The 19464-nt window shown below is 35.8% G+C and carries 13 protein-coding genes and 1 tRNA gene; 10 read left to right on the forward strand and 4 right to left on the reverse strand.

Features of this window, described 5'->3' with window-relative positions; translation table 11 throughout:
- Window positions 1-9: 9 nt before the first annotated feature.
- A complete protein-coding gene (locus LS65_RS02105; RefSeq protein ID WP_034362867.1) occupies window positions 10-702 on the reverse strand; it encodes a 5'-methylthioadenosine/adenosylhomocysteine nucleosidase in 693 nt (230 codons plus the stop codon).
- A 33-nt stretch (window positions 703-735) separates the two neighbouring features.
- The gene (gene fabD / locus LS65_RS02110; protein WP_034362865.1) at window positions 736-1680 is read right to left on the reverse strand and encodes an ACP S-malonyltransferase; all 945 of its coding nucleotides are present in this window, start codon (window positions 1678-1680) and stop codon (window positions 736-738) included.
- A gap of 241 nt (window positions 1681-1921) precedes the next feature.
- On the opposite strand from fabD, the gene LS65_RS02115 reads away from it, so the two are divergent.
- The 4 genes from LS65_RS02115 to LS65_RS02130 all read left to right on the forward strand — a co-directional run bounded on the left by LS65_RS02115 (window position 1922) and on the right by LS65_RS02130 (window position 7211).
- Window positions 1922-2012 (forward strand) — tRNA-Ser (locus tag LS65_RS02115).
- A 223-nt stretch (window positions 2013-2235) separates the two neighbouring features.
- Window positions 2236-4593, forward strand: a complete 2358-nt coding sequence (gene eptA / locus LS65_RS02120; RefSeq protein WP_161976253.1) for a phosphoethanolamine--lipid A transferase EptA — start codon at window positions 2236-2238, stop codon at window positions 4591-4593.
- A gap of 206 nt (window positions 4594-4799) precedes the next feature.
- Window positions 4800-5897, forward strand: a complete 1098-nt coding sequence (locus LS65_RS02125) for an NAD(P)-dependent alcohol dehydrogenase (RefSeq protein WP_138129739.1) — start codon at window positions 4800-4802, stop codon at window positions 5895-5897.
- Window positions 5898-6002: 105 nt separating this feature from the next.
- Window positions 6003-7211 carry a methyltransferase gene (locus LS65_RS02130; protein ID WP_034363863.1) on the forward strand — a complete coding sequence of 403 codons (1209 nt, stop codon included), beginning with the start codon at window positions 6003-6005 and terminating at the stop codon, window positions 7209-7211.
- Between the two features lie 49 nt (window positions 7212-7260).
- Here LS65_RS02130 and murD read toward each other — a convergent pair whose 3' ends face one another.
- Window positions 7261-8544 (reverse strand): UDP-N-acetylmuramoyl-L-alanine--D-glutamate ligase, encoded by a 1284-nt coding sequence (gene murD / locus LS65_RS02135; RefSeq protein WP_034363865.1) that lies wholly within the window; start codon window positions 8542-8544, stop codon window positions 7261-7263.
- Window positions 8545-8554: 10 nt separating this feature from the next.
- Window positions 8555-9634, reverse strand: a complete 1080-nt coding sequence (gene mraY, locus LS65_RS02140) for a phospho-N-acetylmuramoyl-pentapeptide-transferase (RefSeq protein ID WP_034363868.1) — start codon at window positions 9632-9634, stop codon at window positions 8555-8557.
- 109 nt (window positions 9635-9743) lie between these two features.
- Here mraY and gpmI point away from each other — a divergent pair, with 109 nt between their 5' ends.
- The 6 genes from gpmI (at window position 9744) to tilS (ending at window position 19462) form a co-directional block, all read left to right on the forward strand.
- Window positions 9744-11222, forward strand: coding sequence for a 2,3-bisphosphoglycerate-independent phosphoglycerate mutase (gene gpmI, locus LS65_RS02145; protein WP_201274302.1), 1479 nt, complete (start codon window positions 9744-9746; stop codon window positions 11220-11222).
- A 9-nt stretch (window positions 11223-11231) separates the two neighbouring features.
- Complete coding sequence (locus LS65_RS02150; protein ID WP_034363873.1) at window positions 11232-11993, forward strand: sulfite exporter TauE/SafE family protein; 762 nt, start codon at window positions 11232-11234, stop codon at window positions 11991-11993.
- A 56-nt stretch (window positions 11994-12049) separates the two neighbouring features.
- The gene (locus LS65_RS02155) at window positions 12050-14968 is read left to right on the forward strand and encodes a restriction endonuclease (RefSeq protein ID WP_034363875.1); all 2919 of its coding nucleotides are present in this window, start codon (window positions 12050-12052) and stop codon (window positions 14966-14968) included.
- Window positions 14965-17043 (forward strand): site-specific DNA-methyltransferase, encoded by a 2079-nt coding sequence (locus LS65_RS10090; RefSeq protein ID WP_236096592.1) that lies wholly within the window; start codon window positions 14965-14967, stop codon window positions 17041-17043. Before LS65_RS02155 ends, LS65_RS10090 begins: the two co-directional genes overlap by 4 nt.
- Window positions 17044-17364: 321 nt before the next feature.
- A complete protein-coding gene (locus tag LS65_RS02165; RefSeq protein WP_034361242.1) occupies window positions 17365-18156 on the forward strand; it encodes a HugZ family heme oxygenase in 792 nt (263 codons plus the stop codon).
- 100 nt (window positions 18157-18256) lie between these two features.
- Entirely contained in the window at window positions 18257-19462 is a 1206-nt protein-coding gene (gene tilS, locus LS65_RS02170; protein WP_034361244.1) for a tRNA lysidine(34) synthetase TilS, read from the forward strand.
- Window positions 19463-19464 lie beyond the last annotated feature (2 nt).

Raw genomic sequence — 19464 nt, forward strand, 5'->3', positions numbered from 1 at the left:
ATCTCCTCCTTATTGTAAAATCTGCTTACACATATTCACTACAAAATCTGCACTTCTCTTTGCAGAACTCTCTAAAAACTCATCAAAACTCACATCAGCACTTCCATCAGCACTATCGCTAATAGAGCGTAAAATACAAAATGGAATCTTACACGAATCGCATACAACAGCTACTGCTGCACCCTCCATTTCCACCGCTATGGCATCAAAATGCTCCATAATCCACTGCTTTTTTTCACTATTAGCAATAAAGCAGTCTCCCGAAGCAATAATACCCTCTTTAAGCATTATGCCTTGTGCTTTGGCTGTATCTTTTGCTATTTTGTTAAGAATCGGGCTAGATTCCATATAAAGCTTACTTTCAGGTATAAAACCAAGAGCGTGTCCAAATGCACTAATATCTACATCATATTGACAAAGCTTTGTCCCAAGCACTAAGTCGCCTACTTTCAAATCCGCACTCAACGCTCCTGCCACACCACTAAAAATAATCTGCTCACAACCAAACTTTAGAATCATCACGCTTGCACTTAAAGCCGCATGCACTTTGCCTATTTTACTATAAGCAATGAAAATCCTATGATTGCCAAAAGTAACCTCATAATAAGTATTTCCACCCACATCGTATTTTATATGATTCTCAAAACATTCAAGTAAGGGTGTGATTTCTTCTACCATCGCGCCAATAATGCCAAGTGTCATTTTTGCTCCTTTGCACACTTATTTTCAATAAACTTACGCATCACTTGCAAGAGATTGTAATCCCTCAACACATTCTTTCAAACTTGCAAGATTGCTCACATTCCAAGTAGGCACTTGGCTTAAACGCTTATTCAACCCACGCAAAACATTGCCATTGCCAAATTCAATAAATGCATTCACTTCGTCATTAAGCTTAAGAATAGATTGTTTGTAAAGCACAGGTTGTGTAAGTTGGCTGCTTAAAAGTTCCTTTGCCTCATCTTTTGTAGTATAAAGCTCAAGTGTAGCATTAGAGAGAATCGGTGTGCTTAATGTGGCGTTCAAATTTTGCTCCAAAAGTTCCTTGAAAGGTGCGCTCGCAGATTCTAGCAAAGGGCAATGGCTTGCAACAGACATTGGCAAAAGCAAGGCACGTTTAGCCCCAAGTGCTTTTATATCAGCCTCTAATGCACTCAAATCATCTTTCTTGCCAGCCAAAACAATTTGTCCATCGCCATTATAGTTCGCACACCAAATACTTTTACCTGCTTGCCGAGATTGTTTGCAAAACTGCTCTAGCTTCTCATCATCAAGCCCAACGACAACCATCATTCCAGCGTTTTTTCCTTCACAAGCCTCAGCCATAAGCGCACCGCGTTTATGTATAAGTTCTATACCTTTTGTAAAGCTACTTCCCTCACTTAGCACGACTGCACTGACTTCACCCAAAGAATGTCCCATAGCCACATTTGGTTGAAGCGGATATTCACTTTGTAAAATATGATAAGCAATAGCACTTACAAGAAAAATTGCTGGTTGAGTGTATTGGGTGAGATTCAATCTATCATTTTCTTCAAAAAGAAGTTGTTTCATATCTATATGCAACGCATCTCCTGCTTCTTCAAAAAGCTTTTTTGCAATGGCAAAATTATCATAAAACTCCTTACCCATACCCACACTTTGTGAGCCTTGTCCGGGAAATATAAAGGCGTATTTCATTGAGAATCCTTTACTCTAAAAAATCTGCACCAAAATAGATTCTGCTTGCTCTCTTTTATCTGTATTACTCGCACCTCAAAATCCATTGCACTTTTGGTATAAATACAAATTATGAGATTGTAGCAAAACTTCAATATGAAACTGGCAAATTTAGAATAATTTTTTATATTTTCAATTTCATAAAGAAGCGTTAAGTGTAATTTTATAAATTTTCCCATACAATAGCATTCTTTTTTAAAATGGACAGGTGGGTGAGTTGGCTGAAACCACATCCCTGCTAAGGATGCGTAGCCGCAAGGTTACCGAGGGTTCGAATCCCTCCCTGTCCGCCACCTTCTTGACAAATACACAAAGACTATGGAGAGCCTCTAAAGGCAAAAAGATTTGCAAGGGTAAAGAATACTTGCCTATACTTAAGAACTTATCCTGATATTAAGGGCATTTAGATTCTTATAGAATTTAATAATCACATTGCACCAAAGACAAATGACAATAAAACTACACAAATTCATTGATAATTTGTGTATAATCCCAGCTATGAATAAACAAGTCAGTATGAATTTTGCCAAAGTGAATTTATGGCATTTAGGCGTCGCAATAGGCGTTTTTGCTTTATTGTTGGGTATGTTAAGAATCTTTGGCTGGAGTGAGCCGGAGGTATATCCACAGATTCAAAAGGATATTTTCTTAACCATCAATTCGCTTTGGTCCAATGTCCCATCTCTCACACACAATCTTACCCAACTCGGTGATGCAAGTGTAGCATTCGCACTCTTGCTAGGGTTTTCACTCATCGCACCTAAGCTTTGGGAAGCACTCATAGCAAGCTCCTTACTTTCTCTTGTGCTTTCTACATTGTTCAAGACAATCTATGCAATGCCGCGTCCAGCACGTGCTTTTGACCAATACTTTAATATCATTGGTGAGCGACTCACAGGCGCAAATAGCCTACCATCAGGGCATTCGATTACTATATTCACAATACTTTCTGTGCTACTTTTTGCTTTTATGCCAAGCTTGCGCAAATGGCGTTTGCCTTTTATCATAGGTATCACTCTCTTAGGTGTATTCGTGGGACTTTCACGCGTGGGCGTGGGAGCACACTATCCGCTAGATGTCCTTGTGGGCGCATCTCTTGGGTGTGTGTGCGGAGTCTTTGGTGTGCTTGTGGCTGGTAAGACGCGTATTTTTGCTTGGCTAGATTCACGTTTTGGTTTGCTTGTTTTCGCTACTTTGGGTGGAGTTGCTGTCGTGATGGCGATTCAAAATATCAGCAAATATAATCTTTTGGTGTTTTATCTTGCACTTATTTGTGCATTAGGCTGCTTATTTATGATACTCCATAAATATTTTACTAACACTCAAAGATTAGATTTACAATATACCCCCCCTAGAGCTAATCCTATCGCCTTTATTTTCGTCATCTCTGCACTTCAAGTAGCATTTTTCCATTTTCCTTTTTTAGGATTTGTGCAGACAAATCTCGCTTTAGATTCACTCAATGCAATTGTGCTGTTTGTCTCACTCGTGCTATTTTTGTTCGCACTTACTACACTTATGCCACTCTTATTAGCACTCATCTCTTTCAATCTCACCAAAATATGGTTCGCAATTATCTCAATCACAAACGCCATAGCGGTGTATTTCGTCTCTGTATATGGAGTGTTTTTGGATAAAACGATGATGGGTAATCTCTTTAATACAAACCCAGCAGAAGCAGGAGAATTTCTATCTTTAAAAATGGCACTCTATATAGTTATACTAGGTCTCCTCCCAGCGTGCTTTCTGCTCTTTGAAAAGGTGGCAAGACCTACGCGCAAATCACTTGCTAAGAGCTTAGGCTTGATATTTTTTACGCTTATTGTGCTTACTGGAGTTAATTTTCAAAATCTATTGTGGCTTGATAAATACTCTAAACAACTTGGCGCACTTATTATGCCTTGGTCATATATAGGTAACTCGGTGCGGTATTTTCAAGGGGAACTAGCAAAAAACAAAAAAGAGATTCCACTCCCTGATGCACACATTGCAAATGACAAAAAATCTGTAGTCGTGCTCGTAATTGGTGAATCTGCACGTGCAAAAAACTTCTCGCTCTATGGTTACTCACGCAATACCAATCCCCTCCTTTTAGAAGTATCAGGACTTCGACATTTTTATGCAAAATCAAGCACGACATACACGAGCGCATCTGTGAAAAATATGCTTTCATACAAGGATAGCACGAATCTATATGAGATATTGCCAAACTATCTTGCACGCACTGGAGTAGATGTGATGTGGCGTTCGACAAATTGGGGTGAGCCTCCGCTTCACCTACCCAGTGAAGATATTATGCGATATTCGCAACTTGCAGAGAAATATATCCATCTTAATGATAACTACGAGTCTGCACTTGTAGCCGGACTAACTGAAGACATTGAGTTAGCAAAATCGCCCAAAGTGCTTATTGTCATTCATACAAGCACGAGCCATGGACCAACATATTATAAGAAATACCCTCCTCAATTTGAAATCTTTACGCCTGTGTGCAAAAGTGTCGAACCAAAGGGATGCTTACAGAGTGAAATTATCAATGCGTATGATAATACAATCCTCTATACTGATTTTTTATTGCACTCAATCATTAGTCAGTTAAGCAAACTTGATAAATACGAAAGCACAATGATTTATGTAAGTGATCACGGCGAGAGCTTGGGTGAAAATGGTGTATATATGCACGGGATACCATTAGCATTTGCGCCAAAGGAGCAATATGAAATACCATTTTTTGTGTGGAGTTCTAATGCTAGTAGAATTAAAGATTTGAATGAAGCAACACACTTTCATATTTTTCATAGTGTTTTGACATTTTTAGGTGTGAAGAGTGAAGTGCTTGATGAAAAGATGAGCATATTTACTAAGGAGGAATAGCAAATTTTTGTATAATTTTTCATTTTTGGTAAAAACTTCACACAAACAATAAATATAAAATCAACAATGCACAATACCTCCTCAATACTTTGTTGATATTTTTCATTATTATGTGCATTGCCTCTTGACAGATACTAGGTATCAAGTTTTATAATTGCATTCATAGAATCTTTTGGATTCAAAAATGTATTTAAAAGGAGTAATTGATGCTATTAAAAGAGAATTTGACACAAGCAAACACAGGAGAGAGAATCACTGCAAAAGGTTACGCCGTAGCGCACAAAAGCGATACCTTTAAGCCCTTTAGCTTTTCGCGCCACGCACTTGGCGCAAACGATATTTTGATTGAGATTCTATTTGCTGGAATCTGCCATAGCGATATTCATAGTGCGCGGGAGGAATGGCATAAAGGCATTTTTCCAATGGTGCCCGGACACGAAATTGCTGGACGCGTGGTTGCAGTAGGGAGCAAGGTGAGCAAATTCAAAGTGGGCGATTATGCAGGGGTAGGCTGTATGGTAAATTCTTGCGGCGAGTGTGAGGCGTGTAAAAGAAGTCAAGAGCAATTTTGTGAAAATGGCAAATGCGTCTTTACCTATGATTGCCACGATTGTTTTCACAATAATGAACCCACTTATGGCGGGTATTCCAATAATATCGTGGTGAGTGAGAAATTTGCAGTCAATGTCCCACAAGATGCGCCACTTGAAAAAGTCGCTCCTTTGCTTTGTGCTGGAATCACGACTTATTCGCCGATTAAATTTAGCAATGTCAAGGCGGGAGATAAAGTTGCGGTAGCTGGATTTGGCGGGCTAGGCGTGATGGCTTTAAAATACGCGCTCAAAATGGGCGCGGAAGTGAGCGTGTTTGCACGCAATAAAAACAAAGAAAAAGAAGCACTAGAGCTAGGAGCAAAGGCACTTTATACTGATACAAATGGCGTAAAGGAAAAATTTGATTTTATCCTCTCCACGATTCCAACCGCTTATGATGTGAATGCTTATGCGGAATTGCTCAAGTTTGGCGGAGAAATGGCGATTGTAGGTTTGCCACCAGCAAATGAGAATCTTAGCGTTAATGTAGCGCGCCTTGTCTTTGCCGCGGGTAAAAAAGTCTATGGTTCGCTGATTGGCGGAATGAAAGAGACGCAAGAAATGCTTGATTTTTCGCTCAAGCACAAAATTTATCCTGAAACAGAAGTTATCTCTGTGGAGCAAATCAATGAGGCTTATGAGAATCTTACAAGTGGCAAGGCAAAATTCCGCTATGTAATTGATATGAGTAGTATGAAGGGGCAGGAATAGACATTAAGTCAAATTTAATCGCCCTTAAAGCATATCGTATTATACTTTTGTGCCTAAGTATAAAGCCTAAGAATTGGGGGCACACTCTATTTGTAAGGTTACACAATGAACATCATCGTGCAACACGATATAGAATCTCTCTTTAGCATATATGATAATTTAAACAAAGATAACTCTCACAAATTAAGTAATGATGATATTTGCACCCCTATGGAGTGTGTCAAAACTATGCTTGATTATATTCCAAAGCACTTTTGGCAACAAGAAAACATAAGGGTGCTAGACCCCTGCTGTGGCAATGGCAATTTTGGCGCATATGCGATGTTCAAAACAGATATAAAAAACATATACTTTAATGAAATCAATAAAAAACGCCTACAAAATTGCAAAAATATACTCAATCCACCAAATATAAGTAATTATGATTTTTTAGGCATAGAATCTCACATTTTGGGTCATTTTGATTTGATAATGGCAAATCCTCCCTATTCTGGTGGAGGGAATAAAAATCGCTCAATGTCTAATAAATTTATAGAATCCAGCATTGAAAAACTCAACGACAAAGGTTATCTCTGCTTTGTAACACCAAATAATTATATGACTTATAATAACAATAACACCACTTTAAAAAAGCTACTTAGTCTTGGTTCTTTTTTAGTGATTGATAATGATGCGAAAAAATATTTTAAGGGCATTGGAAGTTCATTTAGTATTATGATATGGCAAAAGGGTGTGAATAATCATAAAACAACAATTATCAATAATTATCTGCTAAAAGATATTCAACACAACATTACAATCCCAAAAGATTTACCATTTTTGCCACTTTATATTTCACAAAATATATTAAATCTCGTTCAAAAATTAATATCAAAAACACCAAATAATTTTACTTATCGCTGCGATTTACATAACTTTACGCAAAAGGCTTTTTTAAGTGATACGCAAGATAACACCTATAAATACCGCACGATTCACACGCCTAGAAAAACCCGCTATGCAAGTAAAAAGCAAGATATTTATGATAAGCATATAATCATCATTCCATTATCAACCTACTTTATCCCCTATATTGAATCTAAAACAAATACAACGCAATCTGTGGGGTATTTTGCTTTTGAATCTAAAAAAGAGGCGAGTGATTATTTAAAAATATTAAATAAACCACATTTTAAAGTCCTTATCCACCTCACTCGCTATGGTAATTTCAACAATATAATGGTTTTAAAACATTTGGCATTTGATAAACAAATAACGCTCGATTCATATCAAACAAAAGACATAGAAAAGCTGCATAAGAAAATGGTATATTAATAAAGATTAAAAAACGATAAGCCATTTTAATGGCATTATGAATTAGATTCTACTCCCGCAGAGCAAGTTGCGTAAAAATCTCTCCTCGCTCTTTATATGAGCTAAATTGGTCTAAACTTGCAGCAGCAGGAGAGAGAAGCACAACATCTTTTGCATCAAATGCGCGTTTATTGTGAATTGCATTCATCGCATTATGCAGATTCTCACAAGCCGTTATAGGAATCTCATAACTTTGTGCGAAGTTTATTAAACGCTCCTCATTTGAACCAATGCTAAAAATCTCAATATCCTTGCCTCGCATAAAATCAAAAAGTGGAGTAAGGTTTGCACCCTTATCATCACCCCCAAGAATCAGCATAATATGTGTATGAGCATAACGTGCAATAGCAGCAATAGTGGCATCAACATTTGTGCCTTTGCTGTCATCAACCCATAAGCGATTGTGTTTATCATAAAACTCTGCAATTCTGTGCGAACCAATATGAAATGTATTTAAAAGTGCGATATTATCTGCACTAAATGCATATTTAGCAATACTAAGGGCTAAAGTAGCATCAAGCAAAAAAGGTTCTTTAAAGTGGATATTCTGAATGTGAATATCACATTTTTGAGCCAAATCGTGTGCAGATTCATAAGTAACAAGTGTGCCATTAAAATCTTTTACAAAAGAATGATATGCAAGTTCAGCTGGAATAATGGCAAAAGTTTTAGAATCCATACATTGAAGCGGACTAAGTTTATCTTCGATGTAGTTTTCAAAGCTGCCGTGCCAACTAATATGGTCTTCTTTCACAGGTAGAAGTGCGTAAATTTGAGGATATGCCTTATGCGTATAATGCAAGGTAAAAGAGCTTGTCTCAAGCACCCATACTTTAGGTTTTTGCCTATAAAGTTGTGCAAGAGGTGTGCCAATATTGCCACCACTTTGTGCGCCAAAAGGCTCTAATAAAAGAGTAGTCATTTCTGTGGTGGTAGTTTTACCATTTGTGCCACTAATCCATATCATAAAAGGCATTTGCATCTTATTATTTGTGCCATTCGCGCCATTTTTTTGTGAATCTTCTAGCAAAAGATTTGCAAAATAGTCATACTCACTCACAAGATTCTGTGCTTTTTGCACTAAAGGGTGAAATGGAGGAATACCCGGACTTAGAATCTCCATATCACTTTGAGCAGGACTAAAATGAGATGAAGGAAGCAAAGTATTGCCATAATCATCAGTTTTCATATTTTCAAACTTATCATCATAAATACAAAGTTTATGCCCTTGTGCATTCAAAAAAGCTACAAGAGGCGTTGTTGTAACGCCATAACCAAAAATACTTATACGCATAACAGCCCTTTTAACGAATTTTAAGACTTAAAAGTGCAATAAGATTTGCTAAAATTGCAATAATCCAAAAGCGCACAATAATTTTATTTTCCGCCCAACCACGCACTTCAAAATGGTGATGAATGGGTGCCATAGCAAAAATACGCTTTTTGCGGTATTTGTAACTCCCCACTTGTAAAATCACAGAAAGTGCCTCAATAACAAAAATAATGCCTATAAGAATAAGCAAAACTTCATTATTTGACACAATCGCCATAAAAGCTATAAACGCTCCAATAGCAAGACTTCCGCTATCTCCCATAAAAACTTGCGCAGGGTGGCAGTTATACCACAAAAATCCAAAAAGCGCACCAATAAGAGCAACAGATAAGATAACCAATTCTCCGCTATCTACAACTTTAGGCCACAACAAATATCCAGAGAATCCAGCGTGTCCAGCAACATATACAAAAACAGAGAGTGAAAAAAGCGCACAAATACTAGGAATGGTAGCCAATCCATCAAGTCCATCAGTAATATTTACAGCATTACTTGTAGCTAAAAATACGAGAATCCAAAAACATAGTGCGATAATTGGAATATGGGCGATAGTAAAAGCACCCATATCAAAAAGCGGATATTTCATAAAAGGCAAATAAAAATTTGTATTATGCCCAATGTATAACAGCGCAGACGCAATAAGAAATGACATAATAAAAAGCAAAAAGAATTTCATTTTTGCACTCATACCTGCATTATTTTTGGCTGAAATTTTCATATAATCATCTCTTGCACCAATAAGCCCAAAACCCACAATGCAAAAAAATCCGAGCAAAACATAGGGATTAAACAGATTCGCACAAAACAAAGAAGCACACAACATACTTACAATAAAAACTATACCGCCCATTGTAGGGGTATTTTTTTTACCCTCGTGTGCTGCAACATAAGTTGAAATAGGCTGATTTGCTTTTTTTGCTTTTGCCCATTTGATAAAATAAGGCATAAGTGTAATACTAAATACAAAAGCACAAAAAAATGCTAATCCTGCACGAAAAGTGATATAAGAAAAAATATTAATACCAAAATATTGATAAAGCCAATATAGCATAACAAATTCCTTCTTCCGCCTTCAGCAAAGCTGGGGAGTTTTGGTTTGAGTTAATGAAAGGTTTTGGATTTTAGCTACAATTAGTTAATATAAATCCCTTATTAAAGGAGTGCCTATGAAAACGATTCTTGTAATTACCGATGGCATCGGATATAGCCAAAAAACACAATATAATGCTTTTTTTCACGCAAAAAAACCAACTTATGACTATCTTTTTAAAAATGTTCCTTATGCAATGATTGATACTTTTGGGCTAAGCGTAGGCTTACCTGAAGGGCAAATGGGAAATTCTGAAGTAGGGCATATGTGCATTGGTTCAGGGCGCATACTCTATCAAGATTTAGTGAAAATCTCCCGTGCGATAGAAAAGAATGAATTAGGCGAAAATCCTGCACTTTTACAAACCTGTAATGACACAAAAGTCGTGCATTTATGTGGATTACTAAGTGATGGAGGTGTGCATTCTCATATCTCACATTTTAAAGCACTTGCACAGATTTTAAATGCACAGGGTAAAAAAGTTTATTTGCACCTTATCACTGATGGACGCGATGTTTTACCCCAAAGTGCAAATGATTTTATAGCCCAAATGGAAAAAATCTGTAATGAAAATATATCTATTGCAAGTATTGCTGGAAGATTCTATGCTATGGATAGAGACAAACGTTGGGATAGGGTGCAAAAAGCCTATGAGGTGCTGACAACAGGGGCAAATCCTACTACATTATCTCCACAAGAATATGTGCGTTCTCTCTATAAAGAAGGTATTTTTGATGAGTTTATTATTCCCGCAAGTTTTGGTGGATTTAAGGGCATAAATGATAACGAATCTTTTATATTTATTAATTTTCGATCCGATAGGGCACGTGAAATTGTTGATTGTTTAGGGAATCCACATTTTGATGGATTCAAACGCAGTCGCGTGGTAAAATGTAAAATCGCCACGATGACAGAATATGACGCTACCTTTCCCTATCCGATTCTCTTCCCTAAACAAAAGGTAGAAAATACTCTTGCTGAAATTATTTCTGCACATAACTTAAGACAGCTTCACACTGCAGAAACTGAAAAATATGCTCATATAACATTTTTTCTTAATGGTGGGCGTGAGGAGAAATTTAGTGGTGAAAAACGCGTGCTTATCCCCTCTCCTGATGTCAAAACTTATGATTTACTCCCCCAAATGAGCGCAGAAAAAGTTGGTGATGAAGTGCTAAAAGGCATAGAGGAGGGTTATGACTTTATAGTTGTAAATTTTGCAAATGGCGATATGGTAGGGCATACAGGGAATTTTGATGCAGCCATTAGTGCGGTAGAAGCGGTAGATAAACAATTAGGTCGTATTATAGAATCTGCCAAGAATCATCATTATGCTTTATTTATCACAAGCGACCACGGAAATTGCGAAGAAATGAGAGATGAAGCAGGAAATATTCTCACAAATCATACGATTGGGCAAGTGTGGTGCTTCTGTCTTGCTGATAATGTAACAAAACTCAATGATGGCGGATTAAACAATATTGCTCCGAGTGTGCTAAAAATAATGGGATTGCCCATTCCTCAAGAAATGGATAAGCCTTTATTCTAGGATAAAAAAATGAGTGTTGAAATTCTAGTGCTTATTGGCTGTGTGAGTGGTGCAGCAGCTGGATTCTTTGGTATAGGTGGAGGTGTGATTATCGTGCCTTGCTTACTCTTGCTTGGTATGCAAATGGAATATGCTATCGGTATATCCATTATGCAAATGGTATTTTCATCAACTTTTGGCTCACTGATTAATATTTTTCAAAAAAAACTTGACATTTATCACGGCATTTTTGTGGGTTTTGGCGGGCTTATTGGGGCATCATTTAGCGGAATAATTGTGGATACACTCTCCTCCCAAATACTCCTTTTACTTTTTTTGCTTCTCTCTTGTGTGAGTTTTTACAAATATGTCTTTAATGTCAAAACTACTGCAAATCCTAACCCTCCTATTACAAATCCTATGAAGAAAAAATATTTTATGATAGGCGCAGGATTCCTCACAGGCATATTTGCAGTGAGCTTAGGGGTAGGAGGGGGACTTATCCTTGCACCACTTTTGGCATACTATCTTGGATTTGATTCTAAAAAAGTCGTGCCTATTTCACTTTTTTTCATTATATTTGCTTCAGTTTCTGGCTCTGTATCACTTGCTTCACACAATCTCATTGATTTTGAATCTGGTTTAATTATTGGTATTTCATCAATGTTTGGCGTGGCTTGTGGCATTTATCTCATAAGCAAAGTTACGCTAAGTAATCATCGCTATGCGCTTATTGGTATTTATGCGTTTTCTATTATATTGACATTATGGAAAGCAATACAGATTCTGTGAAATTTGTATAAATTTGCTAAAATAACCACTCACAAATTTATAAGGCAAAAAGTAAAATGATTTTTGAAAAGCAAGATTATCAGCAAGAATGTATTGAGAATATTATTACTCTTTTAGAAAACTTCAATTTCAAACACCAAAGTGCAGAGAATCTAAAAGATTGCTTTGCAAAGTTTCATACACAAATCCCCATAAAAGCCCTAAGTAATAAGTTGAATATTGATATTTTAATGGAAACAGGCACAGGCAAGACTTTCACTTATCTTAATCTTATTTTTGAGCTCCATAAAATCTATAAGCAAAATAAATTCATTATCTTTGTTCCACGTAAGGCGATTTTAGAATCTGTTAGACAAAATATCCGCCTTACCAAAGATTATTTTTACAACCAATACAAACATCACCTTAAAATCTACACTTACGAGGGGAGCAAATCCCAAAGTGCGATTATCAATCACTATATTAAAAACACTGATGAATTATCCGTGCTTATCCTCACTAATAGTGCAATGGATAAAAAAGATAATATCCTCAACAAATCAAACGAAAGCCTTTTTGATACAAAAAGCATTTTTGAAAATATTGCCGCACTGAATCCTATTTCCATTATTGATGAGCCGCATTTGCTTAAAGGCGAGGCATTTAATGCCTATTTTAGCAAGGTTAAAACATTGTATTTTCGTTTTGGTGCAACTTTTCCACAAGATAATGATTTTAAGTTAAGTAATGTTGCATATTGTCTAGATTCTATTAGTGCGTTTAGAAAATATCTTGTGAAGCAAATCCGTGTACATACGATTTCTAAAGATTCTCAAGCTCCCTTTTTGCTTGTCTCCGATAGCAAAAGTGCGAAACTTTCATTTTTAAAAGCGGGGGTAGAAAAGTGCGAAACTTTTTATAAAGGAGCGGATTTAGGGAGACTAGATTCTAGTTTAAGTGGTGTAAATATTGTCAAAACTACTAAAGATAAAGCCTATTTAAGCAATGGAGAGATATTAGAAAAACTAAAATCTTATAAACTCCAAGATTCCGAGATTACCACCTTACTTAAAAAAGCTATAGACTTACATTTTGAAAAAGAAGCCATTTTATTTGCTCAAAATATCAAAGCCCTAAGTCTCTTTTTTATCCCAAATATTGAGGATTTTAGGGAGGTAGAGGGCAAGGGCGCACCTTTTATCAAAAACGAATTTGAAAGGCTTTATAAGCAAAAACGTAAAGAAATTTTATCTAATCCACATTTACCCCAAAACTACAAAGATTATCTAGCAAAAGATTTTGATGAAAGCGGGAATTTACGTGTTCATCAGGGTTATTTTAGCGGCGATAGTCAAGGAATTGCAAAGAAAAAGAACACCAAAGAAAACATTGAAGCCAATGATATTAAAATGATTTTAGAGCAGAAAGAAAAGTTGCTTTCTTTTGATACTCCTTTGCGTTTTATTTTTAGCGTGTGGGCGTTGCAGGAGGGTTGGGATAATCCTAATATTTTCACGCTTACAAAACTAGCACATTCTAGCAGTGATACAAGCCGCCACCAGCAAGTAGGGCGGGGTTTGAGAATCTGTGTAAATAGTGAGGGCAAACGCATTACAAACCGCTATTTAAATTCTAATGATAATGCCTTTTTTGATATAAATTATCTTGATATGCTAATTAGTGGCGAGGAGCTAGGCTTTATAGAGGGATTGCAAAATGAAATTATGGAATCTAGCTTTGTCTTTGGTGGGGATTTTATCGATGGCAATGTCTTAAATGAAATGATAAAACACAAAGAAAAAAGTGATGATTTTATCTACTTACTAAGGAGACGATTAAAAGTTATTGAATACAACGAGGAAAACAATACCTATAAAATTATCTCCCCTATTTATGAAGCGATAAAAGACAATGTAGAAGTAAAAGAGATTTTAGGTGATGATTTTGCGTGGGTGCTAGAGCAATTTAAAGAGCCAGAAAATAAACACAAACAGGTAGAAAATGCAAATATCCCGCAAGAAAAAGTGAAAATCCGCAAAGAACTAGCCAAAGACTTTAAAGAATTATGGCACGCGATAAATGCCAAAGTGCAATTGACCTACCACAATATCCATAAACAAACCCTTATTAACTCTATCACAAAAGCATTTAATCAAACTAAAATTGAAAAAGAATCTATCACCTATGAGTGCAAAATCTATGACGCTACACAAAATAAAATCATCGTTGCAGATTCTGCCACGCTAAAAGACAAAAACTATAAAAAAGCCTTACAAAAAGAACTATCGACACTTTTGCTTGATTTTGCCAAAGATTCATATTTACCACTTAAGCTTATATATGAAATTTATAACGCACTCAATCACGAGAATTTTTATAATTCACCCAAAAAAGCTTTTGCCACGTTCAAAAATATCATCACCGATTCCTTGCACACAAATTTACTCTCTTGCGTGAGTTATGAATTTTGTCAAAATGTATTTTCAAATACAGCATTTACATTTAGCGAGAACGACCCACTTTATACGCGTGAGGGTGAGCCAAAAGAGGAGATTTATAAGCATAAGTTAGGTAGATATGAAAGCAAAGATAAAGAGCCAAGCGATAAGTATCTTTATGATAAAGCCATTTGGGATTCTAAAATTGAGGAGGAAGTGATATTAGAAAATGTGGAAAATATTGAGCATAAAAGCATAGAAGTTTTTGCAAAGCTTCCTAAATTTAGCATTCCCACTCCCTTTAAAGCATATCAACCAGATTTTGCCTATCTTTTAAAAGACAAAAAGGGGCAAAAAATCTTTTTTGTCTGTGAAACAAAAGGATATGATAAAGAGAGCGATATTCCCGCAGAAGAGCAATATAAAATTGACTATGCTAAAAGATTTTTTGAATCCTTGCAAAGCAATCTTAAAAACACCAAAGTGATTTTTACTACACGCATAAATAAGCAATCTTTGCTTGATACCATAAAAAGCACATTAAAGGATAAGGTATGATAGATAAAGACCAAGTAGCACAAAAGGGTATAAAAATCCTTGATAGTAAAGATTCTAATCCACTTGAAGAAATGCTAAAAACACACTTCCCACAGAGTATAAGAGAGGGGCAAGTAAGCTTAAATGCCATTGCCGCATTATTAGGGAAAGATATAAGCAATCTACAAGGCTATGAACTCACTTTCACAGGCAAAGGCTTAGCAAACGCACTTTATACTACTCCTTGCCAAAAAGTGCTAAAACATAAAGAAATATTTTGTCATTCTGAACCTTCTTTAGCAGGTGAAGAATCTCAAAATCAATCAAATGAAGTGCAAACCTTAAAAAGCGTTGTCGGGGTGGAGGGAGAGTTTGAGAGGGAGGAGGGAGCGACTTCGCAATTCAAGCCCCTCCGCCCTCTCATAAAAGAAAATTCTAACAATAAAGAGATTTCGGCTTTTTCAAATTTAGGCAATGCCACCCAAAACACCCTTATCATAGGCGACAACCTTGACGCACTTAAGATTCTAAAATCTGCTTATAGTGAAAAAATCAAGATGATTTATATTGACCCACCCTACAACACAGGAAATGATGATTTTATCTACCCCGATGATTTTAGGGCAGATTATCAAGCAATTTTACGCGAGGTGGGCTTACTTGAAATAGATGAGGAGGGCAATGAGGTAGAATCTGAAACCTTGCAATTCTTTCGCAATATCACAGGGAGCAAATCCCATAGCGGTTGGCTTAGTTTTATGCTTCCGAGACTTAAACTTGCAAGGGATTTGCTTAGAGAGGATGGCGTGATATTTATCAGCATTGATGATAACGAACAAGCAAATTTAAAACTGCTTTGTGATGAAATTTTTGGAGAGGAGAATTTTGTGGCTTGTCTCTGTGTCGTTGATAATTTAAAAGGAAATAATAATACTGATGGCATATCTCAAACCAATGAATATTGTTTAATATATGCAAAAAATAGAGAAATTTTAAAAATTGATGAATTAAAAATACAAGAAGATGATGAAAACCTACAAAAATGGAATATTGATGATTTAGGATATTGGAAAGAAGGTAGAAACATAAAAGGCACAGGAGAAAATGCCCCGAGAGAAAAACGCCCAAGTATGTTTTATCCTATTTATCTTAACGATAATATGGAAATATCTTTGGAAAAAAGCAATGAATTTTACATAGAAGTTTTACCGCTAACAAATGGTAAAGAAATGTGTTGGAATTGGGGTAAAGAGTTTTTAAGAAATAATAAGCACGAATTAATTGTTAAAAAAACAGAAAATAGTTTTAATTTTATCAAAAAACAAAGACCTGTTTTGGGTGATTTGCCAAGTAAAAAAATAAAAACCACTTGTTATTCCCCAAAATATTCTACTTCAGTGAGTTCTAACACAATCAAAGAGATTTTTAACAACGAAAATGTTTTTAACTATTCAAAATCTGTCTATTTAATTAAAGATTTGCTCCAAATTTCAACTTCCACCAATTCAAACGACATTATCCTAGACTTTTTTGCAGGGAGTGGGACAACCGCACAAGCAGTAATGGAGCTTAACGCAGAGGATAAAGGCAATAGAGAATGTATTTTGGTGCAGATTGATGAGCCAATCAATCAAGAGAAAAACAAAGTCGCCTATGATTTTTGCAAAAAGGAGCTAGGGAGTAAAAATCCTGCAATTAGCGATATTACGATAGAGAGGGTGAAACGAGCAGCAAAGAAAATAAATGCTAACACTTGCTTGAATGTTTTTACCCTAGAATCTAAACCCGAACTACTAAGCGACGAAAGCTCACTCAAACTTGAATTTAACGCAAATTTAAGTGCATTAGATAAAGCAATCAATCTAGCCTTATCTGCGGGCAAAACCCTAAGTCAAACCTTGCAAGTCGTGATAGAAAACAAACTCTACAAATGCGAGGATTCCTATTTTTGCATAGAATGTGATAAAAAAGTGCTTGAAACTTTGGCAAAAACAAGCGATGAATATATTTATCTTGATGGTTTTGCGGATATAGATTTAGAGCATTTCTTAAACTTTGAAGTGCGATTTAAAGAGCGACTAAATATAGTGTATTAGGCACTTTGACCCACTTTAGTTTATAACTTAGAATCTACCTATCCTGCGCGTTTAAATCCTTGCATTAAGAATCTTGTAAGTTAATAATGGTTCTTAATTTATATTTAAGATTTATTATATTAAAATGAGACTTGTTTTTAAAATGATGTTTCCATAAAATAAAATTGTTAGAGCAATATTATTACGATTTGGTTGGGTGGGTGGGCGAGAAGCATCTTTTTTCCTTCCTTATTTGTTGTTTGATTACGCTAAATAGGCTATCATTTTGTCTTGAAATATAGCCTATGAATGCGACACTATCCCAATATTAGGAGTAACAAAATGAATACACAAACTATACTTCAACATATGAATGAACATCACAAAAATGAGCTTATTGCTCTCTGTAAAAAATATGGTAAAGCACAGGCACTGATAAATGGCGAAGTGCAAAATGTGGAGCTTACAAATGTAGATTTTGAAGGCTTAGATATTATCTACAATGATAATGCTTCTTTACGCGTAGAGTTTCCACAAAAAGCAAATGAAAATACTCTTAAAGATGCTATTATCGCCTTATGTCAAGGAGCAAAAACTGCTGATAGTAAAGATATAGGCACTGAAATTGCTACATTCAAAAAAGAATTTGGCTCAATTATTATTGCAAGTGTTGATAAAAACGGCTATGCAGTTGTCTCCTATGCACCCTTAATGCAAATTCACGATAAACTTTATATCTACATCAGTGAGGTTGCTGAACATTTTGCGAGTATTTCTGTAAATCCAGACAAAATTGAAATATTTTTCCTTGAGGATGAAAGCAAAGCAAAATCTGTCATCTTACGCAAACGTTTAAAATATCGCGCAGAAGCGAGATTTATTGAGCGTGATTGTGAAGAATTCACTCAAGCTCTCAACCAACTAGAATCCACTATGGACGGAGCAGGAGGCATTAAAACAATCCGACAAATGCAAGATTTTCATCTTATAGAATTAAAACTAGGACTAGGACGATTTGTTAAAGGTTTTGGTGCAGCATATGATATTTTGCCAAATGGTGAGATTAAACAAGTTTTTGGTGGCAGTGGCAACCCTCACGGCAAAAGCCAGCACAATCCTCACAAACATAGCTAAGAATTGCAATCAAGATTTACTCTCTTTAACTAGACACCTAGAATCCTAAGGTATTTTGCGTTATATGCTATAATATGGGCTTTTAAATGAAAGGTTTGTTATGCCCCATTTTTTACCACTTGTAGATTCACTACTTCACTCTCAAATTGCAGAAAAGTTACCATTTTTGCAAAATTCTAAGAATCTGCTTGGATTCTCTGGCGGAGTAGATTCTGTGGCATTATTTTTTCTCCTCCTTGAATTTAAAATAGATTTTGACATAGCCATCGTGCATTATCATACGCGTAAAGAAGCTGATGATGAAGTTACGTATGCTAAGGAATTAGCACAGCTTCACAATAAACAATGCTTTGTTGCACACGCTCCACAATTTAAATCTAATTTCGAGCATAATGCACGACATTTTCGCTTTGAATTTTTTGATGAAATTATTTCTATTTATGGATACCACTCCCTTATTCTTGCTCACCAACTTAATGACCGCCTTGAGTGGTTTATGATGCAACTCACACAAGGAGCAGGAATAAGCAATCTACTAGGATTTGATGAAGGGTGTAAATATCCCATTATTCGCCCTCTAGAATCTATACCCAAAGATAAGCTTTATCAATTTTGTAATGAGCGCAATTTACGATATTTTGAAGATATGAGTAATGCAGACACAACTTTTAGACGCAATTATTTTCGGTATAATTTTTGCAATGAACTTATCAGCAGCTTTGGCGAGGGGATTGCTAAAAGTATGCAGTATCTCTCTCAAGATAAACAATATCTTCATTCCTTACTTACGCCACGGATTCTATATCTTCAGTCGTTGAGGCAAAAGTTGAGCAATTCTGTGTTTTCTCAAGATTCCCACACAGATAAGATACACCATACTCAACAATGTGCTATATTTTCTTTTCAAAAAAATAAACCATATATGCTTTTGCTCGCCTGTGATAAAGTTTCTAAAATGTATGGTTATGTGTTGAGTGCCAAACAGAGGGAAGAAATTCAAAAAACTGATTTTAATTGCAAAATTCACCAACTTCTTATTACAAAAAATGATAAAGCAATATTTATTGCCCTTGATTTGCTTTCTATGTATAAAATAGTAACACCAATACCTATGGCAAAATCTTTTAAATCTTTATGCTCTTCTTCTGCTGTGCCACAAAAGCTCCGATTACTGCTGTGGGCAGAATTTAATGCAGATACAAAACCTCATTATCAAGATTCTAATCTACTTATACATAATCAAATGTCACAACAGGATTATGCTAATTTTCAGCACAAAATAGAAAATTTTTTCATTCTCTCATAATT

The sequence above is a fragment of the Helicobacter japonicus genome, assembly GCF_000762845.2.
Taxonomy (GTDB): domain Bacteria; phylum Campylobacterota; class Campylobacteria; order Campylobacterales; family Helicobacteraceae; genus Helicobacter_C; species Helicobacter_C japonicus.